24 protein-coding genes and 1 pseudogene are annotated in these 17,238 nt (G+C 65.3%); 9 read left to right on the forward strand and 16 right to left on the reverse strand.

Annotated elements, in window-relative coordinates:
• Window positions 1-75 precede the first annotated feature (75 nt).
• Window positions 76-438 (forward strand): META domain-containing protein, encoded by a 363-nt coding sequence (locus ACZIYR_RS07625; protein ID WP_483528771.1) that lies wholly within the window; start codon window positions 76-78, stop codon window positions 436-438.
• Window positions 439-481: 43 nt separating this feature from the next.
• Here the strand turns inward: ACZIYR_RS07625 and ACZIYR_RS07630 are convergent, their stop codons facing one another.
• The 10 genes and pseudogenes from ACZIYR_RS07630 to ACZIYR_RS07675 form a co-directional block, all read right to left on the reverse strand.
• On the reverse strand, window positions 482-1,018 hold the full coding sequence (locus ACZIYR_RS07630; RefSeq protein WP_483528772.1) for a GrpB family protein: 537 nt from the start codon (window positions 1,016-1,018) through the stop codon (window positions 482-484).
• Window positions 1,019-1,723, reverse strand: coding sequence for an aspartate/glutamate racemase family protein (locus tag ACZIYR_RS07635; protein WP_483528773.1), 705 nt, complete (start codon window positions 1,721-1,723; stop codon window positions 1,019-1,021).
• Window positions 1,724-1,777: 54 nt separating this feature from the next.
• Window positions 1,778-2,482 (reverse strand): DUF899 domain-containing protein, encoded by a 705-nt coding sequence (locus ACZIYR_RS07640; protein WP_483528774.1) that lies wholly within the window; start codon window positions 2,480-2,482, stop codon window positions 1,778-1,780.
• A 13-nt stretch (window positions 2,483-2,495) separates the two neighbouring features.
• The gene (locus ACZIYR_RS07645) at window positions 2,496-2,891 is read right to left on the reverse strand and encodes a VOC family protein (protein ID WP_095621911.1); all 396 of its coding nucleotides are present in this window, start codon (window positions 2,889-2,891) and stop codon (window positions 2,496-2,498) included.
• Entirely contained in the window at window positions 2,864-3,415 is a 552-nt protein-coding gene (locus ACZIYR_RS07650) for an SRPBCC family protein (RefSeq protein WP_483528775.1), read from the reverse strand. The genes ACZIYR_RS07645 and ACZIYR_RS07650 overlap by 28 nt, the downstream gene beginning before the upstream one ends.
• The gene (locus ACZIYR_RS07655) at window positions 3,412-3,750 is read right to left on the reverse strand and encodes an ArsR/SmtB family transcription factor (protein WP_483528776.1); all 339 of its coding nucleotides are present in this window, start codon (window positions 3,748-3,750) and stop codon (window positions 3,412-3,414) included. Before ACZIYR_RS07655 ends, ACZIYR_RS07650 begins: the two co-directional genes overlap by 4 nt.
• Window positions 3,751-3,840: 90 nt before the next feature.
• On the reverse strand, window positions 3,841-4,560 hold the full coding sequence (locus tag ACZIYR_RS07660; protein ID WP_483528777.1) for an SDR family NAD(P)-dependent oxidoreductase: 720 nt from the start codon (window positions 4,558-4,560) through the stop codon (window positions 3,841-3,843).
• Between the two features lie 117 nt (window positions 4,561-4,677).
• A complete protein-coding gene (locus ACZIYR_RS07665) occupies window positions 4,678-5,538 on the reverse strand; it encodes an Nmad3 family putative nucleotide modification protein (RefSeq protein ID WP_483528778.1) in 861 nt (286 codons plus the stop codon).
• 5 nt (window positions 5,539-5,543) lie between these two features.
• Window positions 5,544-6,386: pseudogene (gene nfo, locus ACZIYR_RS07670) on the reverse strand (deoxyribonuclease IV).
• A gap of 254 nt (window positions 6,387-6,640) precedes the next feature.
• Window positions 6,641-6,898: a hypothetical protein gene (locus tag ACZIYR_RS07675; protein WP_473033195.1), complete on the reverse strand. Its 258-nt coding sequence runs from the start codon at window positions 6,896-6,898 to the stop codon at window positions 6,641-6,643.
• 159 nt (window positions 6,899-7,057) lie between these two features.
• Here ACZIYR_RS07675 and ACZIYR_RS07680 point away from each other — a divergent pair, with 159 nt between their 5' ends.
• Both ACZIYR_RS07680 and ACZIYR_RS07685 read left to right on the forward strand, forming a co-directional pair.
• Window positions 7,058-7,954: a LysR family transcriptional regulator gene (locus ACZIYR_RS07680; protein ID WP_473033196.1), complete on the forward strand. Its 897-nt coding sequence runs from the start codon at window positions 7,058-7,060 to the stop codon at window positions 7,952-7,954.
• Between the two features lie 249 nt (window positions 7,955-8,203).
• Entirely contained in the window at window positions 8,204-9,082 is an 879-nt protein-coding gene (locus ACZIYR_RS07685; protein ID WP_483528779.1) for an arylamine N-acetyltransferase family protein, read from the forward strand.
• A 25-nt stretch (window positions 9,083-9,107) separates the two neighbouring features.
• Here the strand turns inward: ACZIYR_RS07685 and ACZIYR_RS07690 are convergent, their stop codons facing one another.
• Window positions 9,108-9,377 (reverse strand): hypothetical protein, encoded by a 270-nt coding sequence (locus ACZIYR_RS07690; protein WP_483528780.1) that lies wholly within the window; start codon window positions 9,375-9,377, stop codon window positions 9,108-9,110.
• Between the two features lie 43 nt (window positions 9,378-9,420).
• Entirely contained in the window at window positions 9,421-9,771 is a 351-nt protein-coding gene (locus ACZIYR_RS07695) for a VOC family protein (RefSeq protein ID WP_473033198.1), read from the reverse strand.
• A 143-nt stretch (window positions 9,772-9,914) separates the two neighbouring features.
• Between ACZIYR_RS07695 and ACZIYR_RS07700 the strand changes: the two genes are divergently transcribed.
• Window positions 9,915-10,754: a PhzF family phenazine biosynthesis protein gene (locus ACZIYR_RS07700; protein ID WP_483528781.1), complete on the forward strand. Its 840-nt coding sequence runs from the start codon at window positions 9,915-9,917 to the stop codon at window positions 10,752-10,754.
• Window positions 10,755-10,799: 45 nt separating this feature from the next.
• Here the strand turns inward: ACZIYR_RS07700 and ACZIYR_RS07705 are convergent, their stop codons facing one another.
• A complete protein-coding gene (locus ACZIYR_RS07705) occupies window positions 10,800-11,897 on the reverse strand; it encodes a methyltransferase domain-containing protein (RefSeq protein ID WP_483528782.1) in 1,098 nt (365 codons plus the stop codon).
• Window positions 11,898-12,000: 103 nt separating this feature from the next.
• On the opposite strand from ACZIYR_RS07705, the gene ACZIYR_RS07710 reads away from it, so the two are divergent.
• Window positions 12,001-13,017: a GlxA family transcriptional regulator gene (locus ACZIYR_RS07710; protein WP_483528783.1), complete on the forward strand. Its 1,017-nt coding sequence runs from the start codon at window positions 12,001-12,003 to the stop codon at window positions 13,015-13,017.
• Between the two features lie 35 nt (window positions 13,018-13,052).
• Here ACZIYR_RS07710 and ACZIYR_RS07715 read toward each other — a convergent pair whose 3' ends face one another.
• Window positions 13,053-13,457: a hypothetical protein gene (locus tag ACZIYR_RS07715; RefSeq protein WP_483528784.1), complete on the reverse strand. Its 405-nt coding sequence runs from the start codon at window positions 13,455-13,457 to the stop codon at window positions 13,053-13,055.
• The gene (locus tag ACZIYR_RS07720; RefSeq protein ID WP_473033206.1) at window positions 13,441-13,572 is read right to left on the reverse strand and encodes a helix-turn-helix transcriptional regulator; all 132 of its coding nucleotides are present in this window, start codon (window positions 13,570-13,572) and stop codon (window positions 13,441-13,443) included. Before ACZIYR_RS07720 ends, ACZIYR_RS07715 begins: the two co-directional genes overlap by 17 nt.
• 44 nt (window positions 13,573-13,616) lie before the next feature.
• Between ACZIYR_RS07720 and ACZIYR_RS07725 the strand changes: the two genes are divergently transcribed.
• From ACZIYR_RS07725 to arsH, 4 genes are read left to right on the forward strand one after another with little or no spacing between them, the layout of a single operon-like run.
• Window positions 13,617-13,928, forward strand: a complete 312-nt coding sequence (locus ACZIYR_RS07725) for a helix-turn-helix domain-containing protein (protein ID WP_473033207.1) — start codon at window positions 13,617-13,619, stop codon at window positions 13,926-13,928.
• A gap of 31 nt (window positions 13,929-13,959) precedes the next feature.
• A complete protein-coding gene (locus tag ACZIYR_RS07730; protein WP_483528785.1) occupies window positions 13,960-14,379 on the forward strand; it encodes a PadR family transcriptional regulator in 420 nt (139 codons plus the stop codon).
• Window positions 14,380-14,428: 49 nt separating this feature from the next.
• Window positions 14,429-15,592, forward strand: coding sequence for an MFS transporter (locus ACZIYR_RS07735; RefSeq protein ID WP_473033210.1), 1,164 nt, complete (start codon window positions 14,429-14,431; stop codon window positions 15,590-15,592).
• On the forward strand, window positions 15,589-16,335 hold the full coding sequence (gene arsH, locus ACZIYR_RS07740) for an arsenical resistance protein ArsH (protein WP_473033211.1): 747 nt from the start codon (window positions 15,589-15,591) through the stop codon (window positions 16,333-16,335). Before ACZIYR_RS07735 ends, arsH begins: the two co-directional genes overlap by 4 nt.
• Before the next feature lie 59 nt (window positions 16,336-16,394).
• Here arsH and ACZIYR_RS07745 read toward each other — a convergent pair whose 3' ends face one another.
• Window positions 16,395-17,114: an FMN-dependent NADH-azoreductase gene (locus tag ACZIYR_RS07745; RefSeq protein ID WP_483528786.1), complete on the reverse strand. Its 720-nt coding sequence runs from the start codon at window positions 17,112-17,114 to the stop codon at window positions 16,395-16,397.
• Window positions 17,115-17,238 lie beyond the last annotated feature (124 nt).

Below are 17,238 nucleotides of genomic sequence, written 5' to 3' on the forward strand. Positions count from 1 at the left end.
ATGAATAAAACTTTTGCCATCTTGCTGGGATCGATGGCCATCGTGCTAATGGGCTGTACCGCCATGGAGGGTTCAATGACACATGACGAACCGCTGGTGAACACCTACTGGAAGCTGACCCAGGTCGGCAATGCGACGCCCGAGGCGGTAGACAGCCAGCGTGAGGCGCATTTCGTGCTGCACACCGAGGAGAACCGCTTGGCGGGCTCCACCGGATGCAACCGCCTGGCCGGTGATTATCGGCTGGAGAGCGAGGCCCTTCACTTCGGCCCCCTGATCACCACGCGCATGGCCTGCCTGCACGGCGGTGAGACCGAGCAGGCCTTCCTGGCCGCGCTGGAGGCAACCGCAACCTGGCAGATCGAAGGCCAGACGCTGACCCTGCGGGATGCCTCTGGCACTGCCGTGGCGCACTTCGAGGCGGTGCATCTCAACTGATAAGCGATGCCGACAATCCTCAGCGAGCGCCATGGCCGAAACTCTAGCGCGGCCCTATGATCGAGCGTACGAACTCGCCCTTGGCTTGGGTATAGGCTTCTCGACCCGCATGGTGGCGGGAAGCCAGCTCGCGCTTGAGGTCGGCATAGCGTGTGGCCAGCGCCGGGTCGCGGCTCAGAGCGTCGCGGAATGCGAGTCGCTGGCGCCACAGCTCGCCGTTGAGCACCACCACATGCAGGTGGTGGGTACGCCGGCCGTTGGCGTGACGCATGAACCAGCGGCGGTCGCTCAGGCCGGCGTTGAACTCAATCGAGGTCACGTAGCCGTAATCGAGCATTGGCTCGAACAGGGCGTCGGCCATGACCATGGAAGCGACCCCGGCCATGACGTCGATGATGGGCTTGGCCGGCATGCCGGGCATGGCGGTACTGCCAATATGCTGTACGTCGAGCAGCTCGGCGTGGAATCGCTGCAGCAAGCGGTCGCGTTCGGCGGCGTAGCGTGCCGGCCAGGTGGAATCGTACTCCACCAACTGCACTGGCTCGTCAATGGCCTGCTGCAGCGACTGGGCGTCGTTCATCTAGTCTCCTGAATCGCCGAGCGCCCACCTGACCGCTTCCTCGGCGTGAATGGCCGTAGTGTCGTAGAGCGGCACGGCGGTATGCTGCTGCTGCACCAGCAGGGCGATTTCGGTGCAGCCGAGGATTACCGCCTCGGCGCCACGTTCGTGTAGCGAATCGATGATCTCCAGATAGCGCTGCCGTGACATTTCCTTCACCTCGCCCAGGCACAGCTCGGTATAGATCACCTCGTGAATAAGGTCGCGCTGGGCCTCGTTGGGTACCAGGACTTCGATGCCGAAGCCCTCGGCGATTCGCCCCTTGTAGAAGTCCTGCTCCATGGTGAAGCGGGTGCCGAGCAGGCCGACACGCTGAATGCCGTCATTGGCCAGGCGCCGTGCCGTGGCATCGGCAATATGCAGCAGCGGGATGGAGATCGAGGCTTCGATCTCGGGCGCGACCTTGTGCATGGTGTTGGTGCCGATCAGCAGGAAGTCGGCACCGCCAGCCTCCACGCTGCGAGCGGCCTGGCTGAGGATCTCGGCGGTGGCGTCCCAGTCGCCAGCGTGCTGCAGCCGCTCGATCTCGGCGAAATCGACGCTGTAGAGGCACAGCTTGGCCGAATGAAACCCACCCAGGGTGGCTTTCACGCCTTCGTTGAGCGCCCGGTAGTAGCTGGCGGTGGATTCCCAGCTCATGCCGCCGAGCAGGCCAATGGTCTTCATGGTCGTGTTCCTCCTCTTTATTGCCGTTCACTCCATCACTGTCGAACGGCTCGACTATGTCTCGTATTCGTCATGACGTCGGTTCCAACCATAGGGTGGCGTCTGCGGCCAGCCCGCCGGTGAGTCCTCCCAGGTCTCCTGGCGACCGTAGGGCGTCAGGTCCAGGTAGGTCCACAGGCTGCCGAGATACTCCACGCCGCGTTTGCCGCTGAAGTAGCTGCGAAACACCCGCTGGCCGTCGCGCACAAAGACGCTGATGCCGTGCCGCTCGCCGCGATCGGTGTCGGGAGCATGACAATTGCAGCTGGTCACGCCCATGTCCTGGTTGAAGTCGCTACCGAGCGACGAGACCCACGTAGGATGCTGCCAGCCCATGCGTGCCTGGTAGCGCTGGAGCTTGTCCAGCGGCGCCCGGGAGACCAGCACCAGGCTGGTGTTGCGGGCGTGCAGGTGGGCGGGGTGGGTCATGGCGTCCACCACCCAGGAACAGCCGTCGCAGCCGGCCTCCCAGTCGGGGCCGAACATGAAATGGTAGACGATCAGTTGGCGGCGCCCCTCGAATAGGTCGAGCAGGCTGGCTTCGCCCTGTGGCCCTTCGAAGACGTAGTCGGCGCTCACCTCGACCATCGGCAGGCGGCGTCTCGCAGCGTTTAGGCGGTCGCGCTCACGGGTATGGGCCTTCTCGCGGGCGATCTGTTCGTCCAGAGCGCTGCGCCATTCTTCTTCGGAGACGATAGGGGGCAGGGCCAGGGGTACCATGGTGTTCTTCCTCTCAGGCCAGGTTGAGTTGCCACGACACGCCGAAGCGGTCGTTGAGCCAGGTAAAACGAGTGCTGAAGCCGTAGTCGTCGGCTGGCATCAACGTCTCGCCATCCGCCCCGAGCTGCTCGCGAAGGCGCTCGAACTCTTCACGGCTTTCGCACTCGACGAATAGCGATATCGAAGGCGTAAAGCTGAAGGGGTGCGCTATGTGGCTGTCGATGCAGGTGTAGCGTCGGCCGGCCAGGGTGAATTCGGCCTGCATGATGCTGCCTTCCCTACCAGGCCCTTCGGGGCCATAGCGATCGAGCCGGACGATGTCGGAATCGTCGAACAGCGAGACGTAGAAGCGCATGGCCTGCTCGGCATTGCCTTCGAACATCAACTGCGGGGCGACATGATGTGGCATCGGTACTCCTCCTCTAGGCGCTCGAAGGTGGGCCAGAAAGGGGCAGGGGCATGGCCCAGCAGCACGCCTTCCAGCACGCTGAGATGGGTATGCCAGCCACTGGCCACATTGACCATGGTGTCGTCATCGGCGAGGCGACGATGGGTCACCACCAGGCGTACCTGATCGCCGGCCTCGCTGAGCTCGAAGGTGACCTCCGATGGGGCTTCGTTGCCCCCGCCCCAGGTCCAGGCAAGCAGGTGGGGTGGTTCGCAGCGCAGCACCTGGTGCTGCGTCGTGAAGCTGCCGTCGTACTGGCGAAAGCGCTCCGTGGGCGGCGTCTTGTCGGGCGTCAGTTGGCTATTGTGGAAGTGCAGTGCGAAGGCGCTACCTGCTCGCGTTTGCATGGCGCCGGGGGCGAGCCACTGGCCACGCTTGTCGGATTCGGTGAGATAGGCCCAGACCCGCTCGATGGGCCCCGGCAGCAGGCGCTCGAAGCGGATGCTCTCCTCGGCAATCTTCTCGCCGTAGCCGGTGTTACTCATTTTCCCTCCCCCTCATCCGACAATTTGTCATGGGGCCCGGCCTTCAGCGCCGCTTCCAGGGCATTCAGGCGTTGGCTCCAGAATCCTTCGTAGACGCTTAGCCACTGTTCCGCCGCCGCCAGTGGCTGCGGTTGCAGCCGGCAGTAGTGGGCGCGTCCTTCGACGCGCCGCTCCACCAGCCCCGCCTGCTCCAGTACGCGCACGTGCTTGGAGACGGCGGCCAGCGAGATGTCGAACGGTTCGGCCAGCTCGCCGACCTTGCGCTCACCGGCCGCCAACCGCTCGAGAAGCCGGCGACGGGTGGGGTCGGCCAGGGCGTGGAAGACCCGGTCCAAGTGCATCTCATTAAATTCAACCATATGGTTTAAATAGTCGGTGGGTACTGGTTTGTCAACCACATGGTTGACTAATAGAGATGAATACCGCTAGAAGCGCGTATCGCCGATGGCCGGCATTACCACTTCCCTGACGTAGGTATTCGGCGACAGCGCCAGCAAAGTGCGAACCAAATGGACCACGTCATGAAGCGGAATGGACTCGCCCTCGTCGCGTTGGGCTGCGCGCTCGAGGGGCACGGCCAGGTCGTCTTCGGTATTGAGATAGCCGAGCTGCAGGCAGGTGACCGCCAGGCCCTGGTCGCGGAAGCCCTCGCGCAGCGCCTCGGCGATGCCGCGCAGGGCGAACTTGGTGGCGCTGAAGGTGACCTCCGGCCTGCCGTGGCCGGGTAGCGCGGAGGTCGAGCCGGTGAGGAGGATGCGTGGAGCGGCGGAGTTAAGCAGCGCAGGAAGCAGCGCCTGGATCAGCAGGATGGCCCCGCTGACGTTGACCGTGACCATGTGCTGAATCTCCGCGGGGCTGTCCGCCAGGAAGCGGTAGTCGGGCTCGAAGGCCCGGCTTTCCCACAGCCCCAGGTTATAGATCAGCACATCCAGCTTGCCCCCTGCCATCGCCTTGGCCACCTTGGCGGCCGCCGGCTCGGGCGAGGCCAGGTCGGCGGCAATCCACTCGATTTCGATGCCGGCACGCTCGGGCAGCCTCGTCGGCACGCTGCGCGATACGCCGATCAGACGATCGCCACTGTCGCCCAGCCCTTCGATGAAGGCTCGCCCCAGCCCCTGGCTCGCTCCCACGATCATGATGCGCATCTGCTGTCTCCTCGCATATTGGCGAGCCGGTTGTCGGCTCGTTCGTCAGCGAGGCTAGCTCCTGGACTTCACTTGAGGTCAAGCGTCGTGGGGCCAGGCAGATACGCGGGCGTTGATTTAAACAGGCCGGCCGCCTTGCATCAGTGCACCTGCCCATGGAAGGGCCTCGGGATATTCGTCGCCATCCAGCACGAACTCCTGGCCGCGGGCCACGGCATCAAGCTCAGTATGGTCGGTGTGCTGGCGCCAACGCTGGCGATTGGCATGGTAGCTCAGCGGCGTGCGGCCATGCTCTGGATAGCACCAGCGCGGTAGCCTCCACTGGGAGACCCGCGTCGCCTGGGGGGCCGTCAGCTGCCGTTCCGGCGCGACGTGCGAGAAAGCGCCGACACCTGGCAGCGGCTCGTCGAGTTCCGGCAGAGCGAGCTGGGGACGTGCCAGATAGAGCACGTTGTTGGGATCGTCCTGGCGCTGAAAATGGGGGTGATAGTGCGCCCAGGCGTGGTGGTCGCCTCTGGCTTGATCGACCGGCAAGACCGAGGCGACCTGCAGCCAGCCCCAGATCACATGGCAGGGCCTCGATCCAGGCAGCCAGCGCCAGCCGCCAGCGAGGGGTTCGACGCGCCGAAACAGGCCGAAGAATAGAAACAGGTCTCCCGGGCCGACGCCGTGGTTGCGCAGATGCCCTTGGGCCTGGCCACTCTGGCCGAAGAGCGGCCGCCAGCCCGGTGCCCGCGGCAGCATCTCGGGGATCAGGTCAGGGTCGAGGTGAGCGCCATGTTCCGCAGTGATCTTGCCGCGGGTGAGCGGCTCGACCAGCCGGCTTAGCGGCGCGCCGTCGAAGCTGATATCCGCATAGCGAATCGTCGAGGCAGCATCCGGGATCGGCAGGGCGAGCAGCCGGCCGTCCGGTAAGATAGGGCTGGGTACGCCGCCGGCGGAGGAGTCGAAGCCCTTGCGGCTGAGAATCAGTTTCATGGCGATCAGTGCTGCTGGGCGCGCAGCCAGGCGATCTCCTCGGCCCAGATCGCCGGCTCGATGGTTTCCAGCAGCAGGGGGATGCCGTCGATGCGCGGGTCGCGCATGATGGTGGTGAAGGCGTCGAGGCCGATGTTGCCCTGGCCCAGGCTGTGGTGGCGGTCGACGCGGCTGGCGAAGGCGCTCTTGGCGTCGTTCAAGTGCATGCCGCGCAGGTACTCGAAGCCGACCACCTTGCCGAGCTCATCGAGGGTAGCGGCGCAGGCCTCCGACGTGCGCAGGTCGTAGCCGGCAGCAAAAGCATGGCAGGTATCGATGCACACCCCGACCCGCGACTTGTCGTCGACCTGGTCGATGATCTCGGCCAGGTGCTCGAAGCGCCAGCCCAGGTTGGTGCCCTGGCCGGCGGTGTTCTCGATCACTGCGGTGACGCCGCGGGTCTCGGCCAGCACATGGTTGATGGAGTCGGCGATGCGGGTCAGGCATTCGCGTTCGCTGATCTTCTTCAGGTGGCTGCCGGGGTGGAAGTTGAGCAGCGAGAGGCCGAGCTACTCGCAGCGCTGGAACTCGTCGAGGAAGGCGGCGCGGGACTTGTCGAGCCCGGCGGCATCCGGGTGACCGAGGTTGATCAGGTAGCTGTCGTGGGGAAGGATCTGCCCGGGCCCGAAGCCGTGTTCGCGGCAGGCGCTGCGGAACGCCTTGATGGCTTCGTCGGTGAGCGGCTTGGCCTTCCACTGGCGCTGGTTCTTGGTGAACAGGGCGAAGGCATCGGCGCCGATCTCCACCGCGCGCAGCACGGCTTGATCCGGTCCGCCAGCGGCACTGACGTGGGCACCGAGATATTTCATGCGAACTTCCTTGAGCGATTGTTTCGGGAAGGCCAAAGCTTAGCATCGCGGCGCCACGGCATCAGCCGTAGCGCCGTTGGCTACGAGCTCTGCCGGTAGACCGTGTCAGGCACTAAAGGGGGGGGCGGTTGCCCCCCAGGCATTGTGCGTTGCTTGGCGCTCGCATGATAGGAATCCTCGAACACGCTGCTGATCAAGCCGCTAGCGCTTGTACCGCGCCCGTCGCTCCGTGAGGGCCTGGTGCGCATCCTCTTTCAGCGGCAGGCGCGATGCCCACAGGATGTCGTCACGTTGGTGCCCATGTCCTCGAGGATATGGTCGTCATGGGCCAGCAGTGGCAGGAAACGCTGCCGGAACTGGCGGCGCTGGCGGTATCGCCACCACCAGAGCTCAAGCGCATAGATGAGTCCGAGTGGTGGCGTGGCCGGCATATATAGCGCCAGCCGGGGCGGTGGTGTGGGCGCTTTGTTGTCAGTTGGCGTTTGACGATGAATGGGCTGGTACTGGGTCATCTCGCACCTCCATACAGGCCGCCGTGACCGGCGGCTGCGATGTCTTTCTGGTTGTGAATGGAGGGTCGCGACCTCTGGGTAACAGCATGGCTTGGGCTCTTTGATCAAACAAACGAAAAGGTCTACATTTTCAGTTAAGGAAAATTGAAAGGTGTGACCATGACACAGATGCCCTCACTCTCCGGCCATCGTGCCTTGCCCCTGCTGGATAGCGATGTGCTGCGGACCTTCGTGACGATTGCCGAGAGCGGCAGCTTCACGCGTGCCGCTCAGCAGGTCTTCCGTACACCGTCGGCGCTCAGCATGCAGATCAAGCGCCTCGAGGAGACCCTGGGCCAGTCGCTGTTCGTGCGCGAAGCCCGCCAGGTAAGGCTCACCCCCGAGGGCGAGATGCTGCTGGGTTACGGCCGGCGGCTGCTCAAGCTCAACGAGGAGGCGGTGACGCAGTTTCTGGCGCCTACGCTCGAGGGGCGGGTGGGGTTCGGCACCACCGACGATGTCGGCACGCGCATCCTGCCCGGCGTATTGGCCCAGTTCGCCCGCTCGCATCCGGCGGTGCATGTCGATGTGGTGGTGGGGAACAGCGCCAGCATGCTGCAGCGCCTGGATGCCGGCGAGCTGGACTTGATACTCATCACCGCGGGCAACCCGGGCCAAGAGCCGCGCGGCGAGATCGTGCATAGCGAGCCGTTGGTATGGGTGGGCCGCGAGGGAGGCGTGGCCGTGCAGCGCTTACCATTGCCGGTGGCGCTGGCCCACCAGGGCTGTGCCTGGCGAAAAATGGCGCTGGATGCCCTCGACAGTGCCGGCATCGGCTACCGCGTCGCCTATACCTGCGAGCACTCCGCAGGTCAGGAGGCGGCGATGCTCGCTGACCTTGCCGTGGCGCCCTTTCCGCGCAGCCTGATTCGCGCCCCGCTGCGGCGCATTGAGCAAGATCGACTTCCGCCACTGGGCGATTACCAGGTCGCGCTGGTCAAGCGCAGTGACCTTAGCGAGGCCGGCGACGCCCTGGCAGGGCATGTGGTGGGTGCCTTTGGCGAGGCTCACCACTGACGATATCGCCATTCTGCCTGCCGCAGCAGCGCCGCTCGGATGAGCGGCGCTGCTGGGTAATGAACGAGAGTCGGCTAAAGTGAAGCATCGAGCCAGGCATGGGCGGTCGCTATGGCAGCGATAGTCTGCGGTTTCATTGATCTCAACTTAACTTCAGGTATTAGGCTCCGAAGAGTGGGCCGGCCCTCATGTGCCGGCATGGCAAAACCATCAGCGGCGGTGTGCCGCTGGGATAGGGAGTCTTCACACATGACCGCTACTCTGCCTCGATCCGCTCTTCACGATACGGCCCAGTGGGAGACATCGCCGCTCGACCTCGACGCCTACCTGGCGCGCATCGATTATCGCGGCCCCTTGACGCCCAGCCTAGAGTCATTGACGGCGCTCCAGCAGGCGCATCTCGCGGCGGTGCCCTTCGAGAATCTCGAGATCGTCACCGGCGGTGAGATCCGCCTCGATCTGGAGAGCCTGCAGGACAAGCTGGTGCGGCGGCGGCGGGGTGGCTACTGCCACGAGCAGAACACCCTGTTTGCCACGGTGCTGGATCGGCTAGGCTTCGTCGTCGCGGGGCGCAGTGCGCGGATACTGATGGGCGATGATGCGGACAAGGTGACTCCACTCGGGCACACCATCCTCAACGTGACCGTGGCGGGGCGTCAGTGGCTGGTCGATGTGGGAGTCGGCAACGTTGGGCCGCGCGAGCCGATCCGTCTCGACGAGGGCGTCGAGGCGCAACATGGCCGCTGGGAGTACCGGTTGGAGCGCTCATCGCTGGGGTACTGGCTGCTGCGCCATCACCGCCACGATGGCTGGTTCAATCTCTACCAATTCAGCGACGAGCCTTACTTCCGTGCCGACTATGCGGAGCAAAACTACCTCGCCTCCCATCATCCGGACTCGCCCTTCGTGCGACGCATCGTGGCCCAGCACAACGGCGCGGAGGAGCGCCTGGCGTTGACCGATCTGGAGCTGAAGATCTTCCGTCCCGGCAAGGCACCTGAATGGCAGCGGCTCGATGCCGAGGCGCTGCCCCAGATACTGTGCGAGCGCTTCGGCCTGGTGCTCGCGCCGCAACAGGAGGCGGCATTGCTGAGGCGGGCTGAGTCGCTAGTCGAGGCGTCGGCCTAGTTGACGGTCCAGTTGGGCAGTAGGGCTATTCATCATACGGCTCATCGGTACGCGGGGCGCTTGGCATCTGTTCATCGAGTGACTGCCGGTACTTGATGCAGCCACGGATGAATTCCGGCCATTCAGGTACCACGGGAACCGGGTCGCTCTTGTCGGGCAGCAATGCCCAGAGGGCTGGGTGGTGCCAGCACAGATCGTGCCCGCTGCAGTCGCGGTGCTCACGAATGCCTTGGCGTAGCCGCTTGGCTTCTGCGATCAATTGCTCGCGGGTCATCTTCTCCAGGTCTTCGTCCATGGCTCCCTCCCAATCTGCACGGAGAATGTTCAGAGCAAATGGCTCACTCATGCTGCAGGATATTGATGAGCTTGCCGAACGGGTCTCGAACGTAGAACCTTCGCACGCCCCAGGGCTCGCTTACCGGCCCGTATTCGATGGGTATGCTGGCCTTCTCGAAGCGTGCCTGTGCCGTTTCGATATCGTCGACTTCGATGGAGAGATCGGGCACCGGTGTACCGGAGCCGCCTTCGGTACCGAAGCTCACCTGAACCATCATTTTCTCGTCCGAGCCGTAGGTTCGAAACCAGCCGTGATCCATGAGCAGGTCGAGACCCAGGATTTCACCATAGAAGGTAGCAGCCTTGTCGAGATCCGATGTGGCCGAGTTGGACATGATGCGTTTGACTTTCATGTGGCGCCTCGGGGGGTGTTGTGCGTGGTTAGTGCGGGGCTACGAAATGCTTAAACATAGTCGCTTCGCTATCGTCCTGCCTGTTCTATCATTTCCCTTCCGCCTACTATGATCGGGCACCTTTGATCACCGAGGAGACTCCCATGAGCGGTACCCTCCATCGCCTTGCAGCCTTCACTGATACCCCGAGCGGCGGCAACCCTGCGGGGGTGTGGTTGGGCGAGGCGCTGCCCGAGCCGGCGCAGATGCAGCGCATCGCCGCCGAAGTAGGCTATTCCGAAACCGCCTTCATTGCCCCGGCCAAGGGTGAGCGTCGCACGGCTCGCTACTACAGTCCCGAGGCGGAGGTGAGTTTCTGCGGTCATGCCACAGTAGCCAGCGGCGTGCTGATGGGGCAGCTGAGCGGGGCGGGCTCCTATCTGCTGGAGACGGCGGTGGGCGAGGTGAGCGTCACGGTCCGCGAGGTGGCGGGGGAGTGGCAGGCGTCGCTGGTGTCGGTTGCGCCGGAGTATCGCCCCGCCGAACCGGAGCTGGTCGAGGAGGTGCGTGAGCTGCTTGGCTGGCAGGCGGATGAACTCGATCCCGAGATTCCGCCGGCACGGGCCTATGCCGGGGCCTGGCACTTGGTGCTGGCATGCAAGACGCAGCAGCGCCTCGAACGGCTCGAGTATGATTTCGAGCATCTCAAGGCGCTGATGCTGCGTGAAGGGCTGACCACGCTGCAGCTGGTATGGCGCGAGCGCGAAGGGTACTTCCACGCCCGTGACCCGTTCCCGGTGGGCGGTGTGGTGGAAGACCCCGCCACCGGCGCGGCGGCCGCGGCGCTGGGTGGCTACCTTCGTGACGCCGGCCTGCTCCAGGCTCCGGCTCAGTTGACGATCCGGCAGGGCGAGGCGATGGGCCGGCCCAGCCGCCTGCAGGTGGACATTCCGCTCTCGGGCGGCATTGTCGTCACCGGGCAGGCAGTGAGCATGGAGCATTGAGCCGGGGCCGCAGCGCCAAGCAGGGCCTTGTTGTCGGCGAACGGCTCAAGGCCTGAGCACCCAGTAGTCGTTCTGGATGTCGTGGGGCAACTGGTGCACCTCGATGTTGCCGAAGCCGGCCTTACCGAAATACTCCCGTGCCTTCTCCCGGCCCCACATCGTTCCCAGCCCTTCGCCGCCCTGGGCGAGCGAGACGCTCATGCAGTGCATGATCGACAGGGTGTAGAGCAACGTGCCCATGGGGTGGTCGCGGTCGCCGTGGTGGTGGCTCGAGGAGTGGATATCCTGGGCCAGGTAGACGCCATCCTCGCGCAGGGTGCGGCGGATACCCTTGAGCAGGTTCAGCGGGTGGGCCTGGTCATGGATGGCATCGAAGGTGGTGACCAGGTCGTAGCGCTGCGCCGGCGCCGTGCGGTCGAAGTCGCTCAGGTCGCGCTCCTCGAAGCACAGGTTGGCCAGGCCCAGGCGAGCGGCACGCTGCGTCGCCCAGCCGATGGCCTCTGCAGATAGGTCGTAGCCGGTAAAGCGGCTGTTGGGGAAGCGTTCGGCGAGCTTCATCAGCGCCAGGCCGCGGCCGCAGCCCAGGTCGAGTACGTCGATGCCCTGCGCCAGCCTGTCCGGCAGCTCTGCTGCCAGCGGCAGGATGGCATCCAACAGCACGGGCAGCACGGTCTGGCCGCTATCCTCGGCCATGACCTCATGGAAACGGGCATAGCGCGAGTACGGCACGCCGCCACCGTGGCGGAAGCATTCCAGCACGTCGTCCTCCACTTGGCCCATCAGCGGTAGGTACTGGGAGAACACGGCGAGGTTGGCCTCGCCGCCGTCGGTCAGCAGCGTGGCATGTTCGGGGGGAAGGCGATAGGTCATGGCCCGTGGGTCGTGCTCGACCAGGGCGGCGACCGTCGCGCCACCCAGCCACTCGCGCACGTAGCGCTCATCGAGCTTGGCCTTGGCGGCAAGTTCGTTGCTGGTCACCGGTTCGCCGTCGGTCAACTGGGTGAGCAGGCCGCTGCGGTGGGCCAGCGAGATCAGCTGCAGCATGGCGCCTTCGTTGAGCGCACGCACGAAGCGGTTCTCGAAGTCGGCGGCGTGGGAGGCGTCGAAATTGGCGGGAACGGAGGGTTGGGCTTGGGCAGTCATGGCGGTTCTCCATAGGTCTTGTTGTGTCATTGACGCGTCCATTCTGTCGCTCCCGGCTGGGCTACACTGAAGTCCCTACGGACAAAAACCGGCGGTTTCCGCCATGTCGATGCACAAACCCACCATCGCCTTGCTGGCAATTCCTGAAGTGGCGGCTTCCACCCTGTACGGAGTTTACGATGTCTTCGCTGCGGCGGGACGCGACTGGCCCGCCCTGATCGAGGGCAAGGCCGGTGAGCCGCTGTTCGTGCCGCAGGTGGCTGCTCGTGCTGGCCCCCACGAGATGGTTATCGCCAACGGTGTACGCATCGTTCCCGACGCCGGCCTGGATTGGGTGCCCGATGTGGTGTGCATTCCCGAGATCATGCTGCCGCCCGAGGCGGTGCTCGAGGGGCGCTATAGCGAGGAGGTCGAATGGCTCAGGCGCTGCCATGCCGCTGGCGCCATCCTGGCGACCGCCTGTTCCGGCGCCCTGTTGCTGGCCGAGTCGGGGCTGCTGAGGGGCGAGGATGCCACTACGCACTGGGCCTACTGCGATGTGCTGGGTCGCTATCCGGACGTGCGGGTGCATCCGCATCGTGCGCTGGTGATCGGCGGCACCGGGAGTCGCCTGGTCATGGCGGGGGGCGGCACCTCCTGGAGCGACCTGGCGCTGTATCTCGTCGCGCGCCTAGCCGGCGTCGACGAGGCGATGCATCTCGCCAAGCTGTTCCTGATCGATTGGCATGCGGCCGGCCAGCTTCCCTTCGCCATGCTTGCGCGCACCCGGCAGGCCGAGGATGCCGTCATCGCGCGCTGCCAGACGTGGATCGCCGAACACTACGATGAGCCGTCGCCCGTGGCCGCCTTGATCGAGGAATCGGGGCTCAGCGAACGCAGTTTCCACCGTCGCTTCAGGAAGGCCACCGGCCTGACGCCCATGGAGTACGTGCATACCCTGCGTCTGGAAGAGGCCAAGCAGATGCTGGAGACCGAGAAGACGCCGGTGGATGCCATCGCCGAGGCGGTGGGCTACGAGGATGGCGCCTTCTTCGGCCGGCTGTTCCGGCGCAAGGTCGGCCTGACCCCGGCCCAGTACCGGCGCCGCTTCGGTGGGCTGCGCAAGGCCCTGGCGGGGTGAGGGTTCTTAGGACCGAAGGAGTGACACGCTGCCGCTCACAGGCGTCGCCTGACGACCATGGTGGCGAGCAGGTGGGTGGCGCCGCCGACGGCAGCGATCAGGGTGAAGGCGCCGGGTGCACCGCGCGCGATCTCCCAGAAGAAGCCGAGCAGTGCCACGCCGAGCACGGCGCAGTAAGCGGCACGCAGGGCGTGGAGCTGGATCAGGGCGTGGCGCTCATCCAGTGGTGGGTCCTGGCTAAGTACCTGGACCGACTCGAAGCGCTGGCCGAAGCGCATCAGCGCGGCATAGCCCAGCATGATGGCGAGCATGACCAGGCCGACCCCGGGGGCATCCGCGGCCAGCCAGGCGGTCAGGAACATCGCAACCCCCAGACCCGCCCCGACCAGCGGCACGAGCAGGGGTTTGCCGTGGGCTGGCGTGTCATGGTGATGTGTCATCGAATACCTCCTCGACGGGCTTGCCGAAGAATCGCGCCAGGCGCAAGGCGAGTGGCAGCGAGGGCACGTAGCGGCCAACCTCGATGGAATTGATGGTGTTGCGCGAGACACCCATGGCCTCGGACCGGGCCGCCGGGGCTGGTGTCCTCGCTTGGCTGGTTGCAGCGACACCAAGGCCAGGTCAGCATCGCTGCGCTGGTGGAGGAATTGCCGTTTGGCCAGCGCCGCCTGGAGCGGCTGTTCCAGCGCCACATGGGGCTTTCGCCCAAGCGCTATGCCCGGCTGCTGCGCGTCGCCCGCAGTCGCGAGCTGATCAAGTTGGGCGGGAGTGCCACTTCCTTGACCGATACTGCCTTTACCGCCGGCTACTTCGACCAGGCCCACTTCATCCATGACTACAAGGCCGTGACCGGCCTGACGCCAGGTAGCTATCGCGACCATGTGCGGCGGCGTTATGGCGTTCAGTCTTGACGCCTCGACCATCGAGGTATAGGTTTCCCCCATGACCAAAGTGAAATCCGAAGCGGCCGCCGGCCGCCGGATCCCCGACTACAGCGACCCTTCCTACTGGCACGGCACGATCAAGATGTCGCTGTCGAAGTTCTTCGTGCTCAGCGTCTTGCACCGCAAACCGATGCACGGCTACGAGGTGGTGCAGGCGGTGGAGAAGAGCACCAACGGCTGCTGCAGCCCCTCGGAAGGCACGGTCTATCCTGTGCTCAACGAGTTCGAGGCGGGGGGCTATCTCTCCTCGAGTAACGAGGTCGTGCAGGGGCGCTCGCGCAAGGTCTACGCGCTGACGGAGAAGGGGCGGGAGGCCTTTCAGGTGGCGGTGGACGCCTGGCTGGAGGCCACGGACTGCATCGTCGAGAGCCGCCGCATGGCGGGCGGTTCGGTGAAGCGGGAGGAGCATGAAGGATGAGCGCAGGGCGTTTTTACAGGTCCAGATACCTCGATGATCGAGGTAGTCGATGAGTTCGCGCACCGGGGTGGTCGTCGCCCTGGGCGTTTCCCAGACGCTTGCCTGGGGCTCGACCTACTATCTTCCGGCCATCCTCGCCGTGCCCATGGCGCAAGACCTGGGCCTTACCACGGGTACGGTATTCGCGGCGTTCTCCTCGGCGCTGGTGGTCTCGGCGGTGCTGGGCCCGGCGGTGGGTCGGCGCATCGACCGCTTCGGCGGACGCGACGTGCTGACGGTTTCCAGCCTGGTGTTCGCCCTAGGCCTGGTACTGCTGGGTCTGGCGGATGGGCCCGTGCTGCTGTGGGTGGGATGGCTGGTGATCGGCGTCGGCATGGGCATGGGGCTTTATGAGTCGGCCTTCTCGACCCTGGCCGGGCTCTACGGCCGCGAGGCGCGCGGCCCGATTACTGGGATCACGCTATTGGCGGGCTTTGCCAGCACGGTGTGCTGGCCGATCACCGGCTGGCTCAACGCCGAATTCGGCTGGCAGAACGCCTGCTTCACCTGGGCTGCGGTGCACCTGCTGCTGGGCCTGCCACTCAACCGCCTGTTGATTCCCTTCGGCATTCAGCCGCCCACTCCGCACACCGAGGCGGCTGTGTCAGAGGTCGAGTCGACCTGGCTGCCCATGGCGCTGCTGGCTTTCGTCTTTGCCGTGACCTGGTTCGTCAGTACCGGCATGGCCGCGCACCTGCCGTGGCTGCTGCAGATCGCCGGCCTCTCGCCCGCCGCCGCCATCGCGGCCGCGGCGCTGGTGGGGCCGGCCCAGGTGGCGGCGCGACTGCTCGAGTTCTCGCTGCTGCAGCGCTTTCATCCGCTGTTCGCGGCAAAACTGGCGGTGGTGGCTCACCCCATTGGGGCGTTCGGCGTGATGGCGTTGGGGGCGCCGCTCGCCACGCCGTTCGTGCTGCTGCACGGCGCCGGCAACGGCATTCTCACCATCGCCAAGGGTACGCTTCCGCTGGCCATTTTCGGCCCCCATGGCTATGGCCTGCGCCAGGGCGTGCTGATGGTACCGGCACGCTTCGGTCAGGCGCTGGCGCCGCTGGCCTTCGCCCTGCTGATCGAGCGCTTCGGCACCCAGGCGCTGCTGTTCTCCTCCGCCCTGGGGCTGGCCGCCCTGGTGGCGCTGCTCGTCCTGCAAACCCACGCCCTGAAGGAGGCGACATGAGGCTTCGCACGCTCAACGACCCCGACTATCTACCGGCCCTCGACGAGCGCTTCGCTCTGCGGCAGCCCGGCCAGGGCTTGCCCGATCCGCTGGGGCATCCACCGCGCATCCTGCTGCTCTACGGTTCGCTGCGCGAGCGCTCCTTCTCGCGCCTGGCGGTGGAGGAGGCGGCACGGCTGCTGCGCCACTTCGGCGCCGACACACGCATCTTCGACCCATCCGACCTGCCGCTGCCGGACCAGGTGCCGGGCGACGATCACCCGGCGGTGCGGGAGCTGCGCGAGCTGGCGCTGTGGTCCGAAGGGCAGGTGTGGTGCAGCCCCGAGCGCCACGGCCAGATCACCGGCGTGATGAAAACCCAGATCGACCATCTGCCGCTGAGCATGGGAGCGGTGCGGCCCACCCAGGGGCGCACCCTGGCGGTGATGCAGGTCAGCGGCGGCTCGCAGTCCTTCAATGCGGTGAACACGCTGCGCCTGCTGGGGCGCTGGATGCGTATGGTCACCATCCCCAACCAGTCCAGCGTGCCCAAGGCGTACCAGGAGTTCGACGAGGCCGGGCGCATGCGTCCCTCGCCGCTCTACGACCGCATCGCCGACGTGATGGAAGAACTGGTGCGCTTCACCGTGTTGTTACGGCCCCACGCCGAAACGCTGGTGGACCGCTACTCGGAGCGCCGTGAGGCGGCCGGTGCCAAGGCCGATCCGGTAACGGACAAGGCGGCGGTCAGTCAGGCCTCATAGCGGTGACATGCATAACGGGGCGCCAGGCGCCCCGGTGTTCGGTCGTCTGAGAGCAGTCGTCACGCCGGCTGCGTCAGGCGCGACGTGGCGAACTCACGATGCAATTGCTCGACCAGCCGGTCGATGCGCTCCAGGGCACTTTGGGTCGAGGCGGCCAGCGCCTCGCCGCCTTCCTCCTGATGCTCGATGGCGACGCTGTGAAAGCCGCCGATGCCGATGAACTGCAGGGCGGTGCGCGCGCCCGGCTCGAGATGGTTGAATGCCGCCATGCTGCGCCCTGGGTCGAAGTCGTAACCGCCGCGAGAGGAGAGCAGCACCGCATGCCGTTTTCGGTCGGCCAGCAGCGGCACGTAAGATTCCAGGGGCATGAAGGGGTGGGCACCGTACTGCATGTCGAAATCGACGGTTCGGCCCAGGCGAATGACGTTGTCGATCCATGCCTTGAACGCGGCCGGCGGGCCGAAGTTGTACATCGGTACGCCGAGTACCAGGATGTCGGCCTGTACGACCTCGTCGACCAGCGTATCGCTCTCGGCAAGAACCGCCCGCATCGGATCGGTCTGCTGCTCGGGGGATGTAAAGGCGGCCTCGATCCACTCTACGCTGGTGAGCTGTGGTGGGTTGGCGCCGATATCGCGATAGACGATCTCGCTATCCGGCGCCAGAGTGTGCCAGCGGGAAACGAAGTGATGGGTCAACCGGCGGGTATGCGCGCCGTGATCGTGGCTGCCGGCACGGCCGGGGCGTGGACTAGCATCGAGGTGAAGTAAGCGCCTCATGGGTGTTCTCCGTCACTGGGTGTAGGATCTTTTGAATGAGCTGTTCTCAGCCTTGCTTGTGGCTTGTTTCATATAAGCCTGAAGCTACGTAGGGTGACAAACGACGATTCTTTTTCGATTTTGG

The organism is Billgrantia sp. NRB1 (assembly GCF_056921725.1).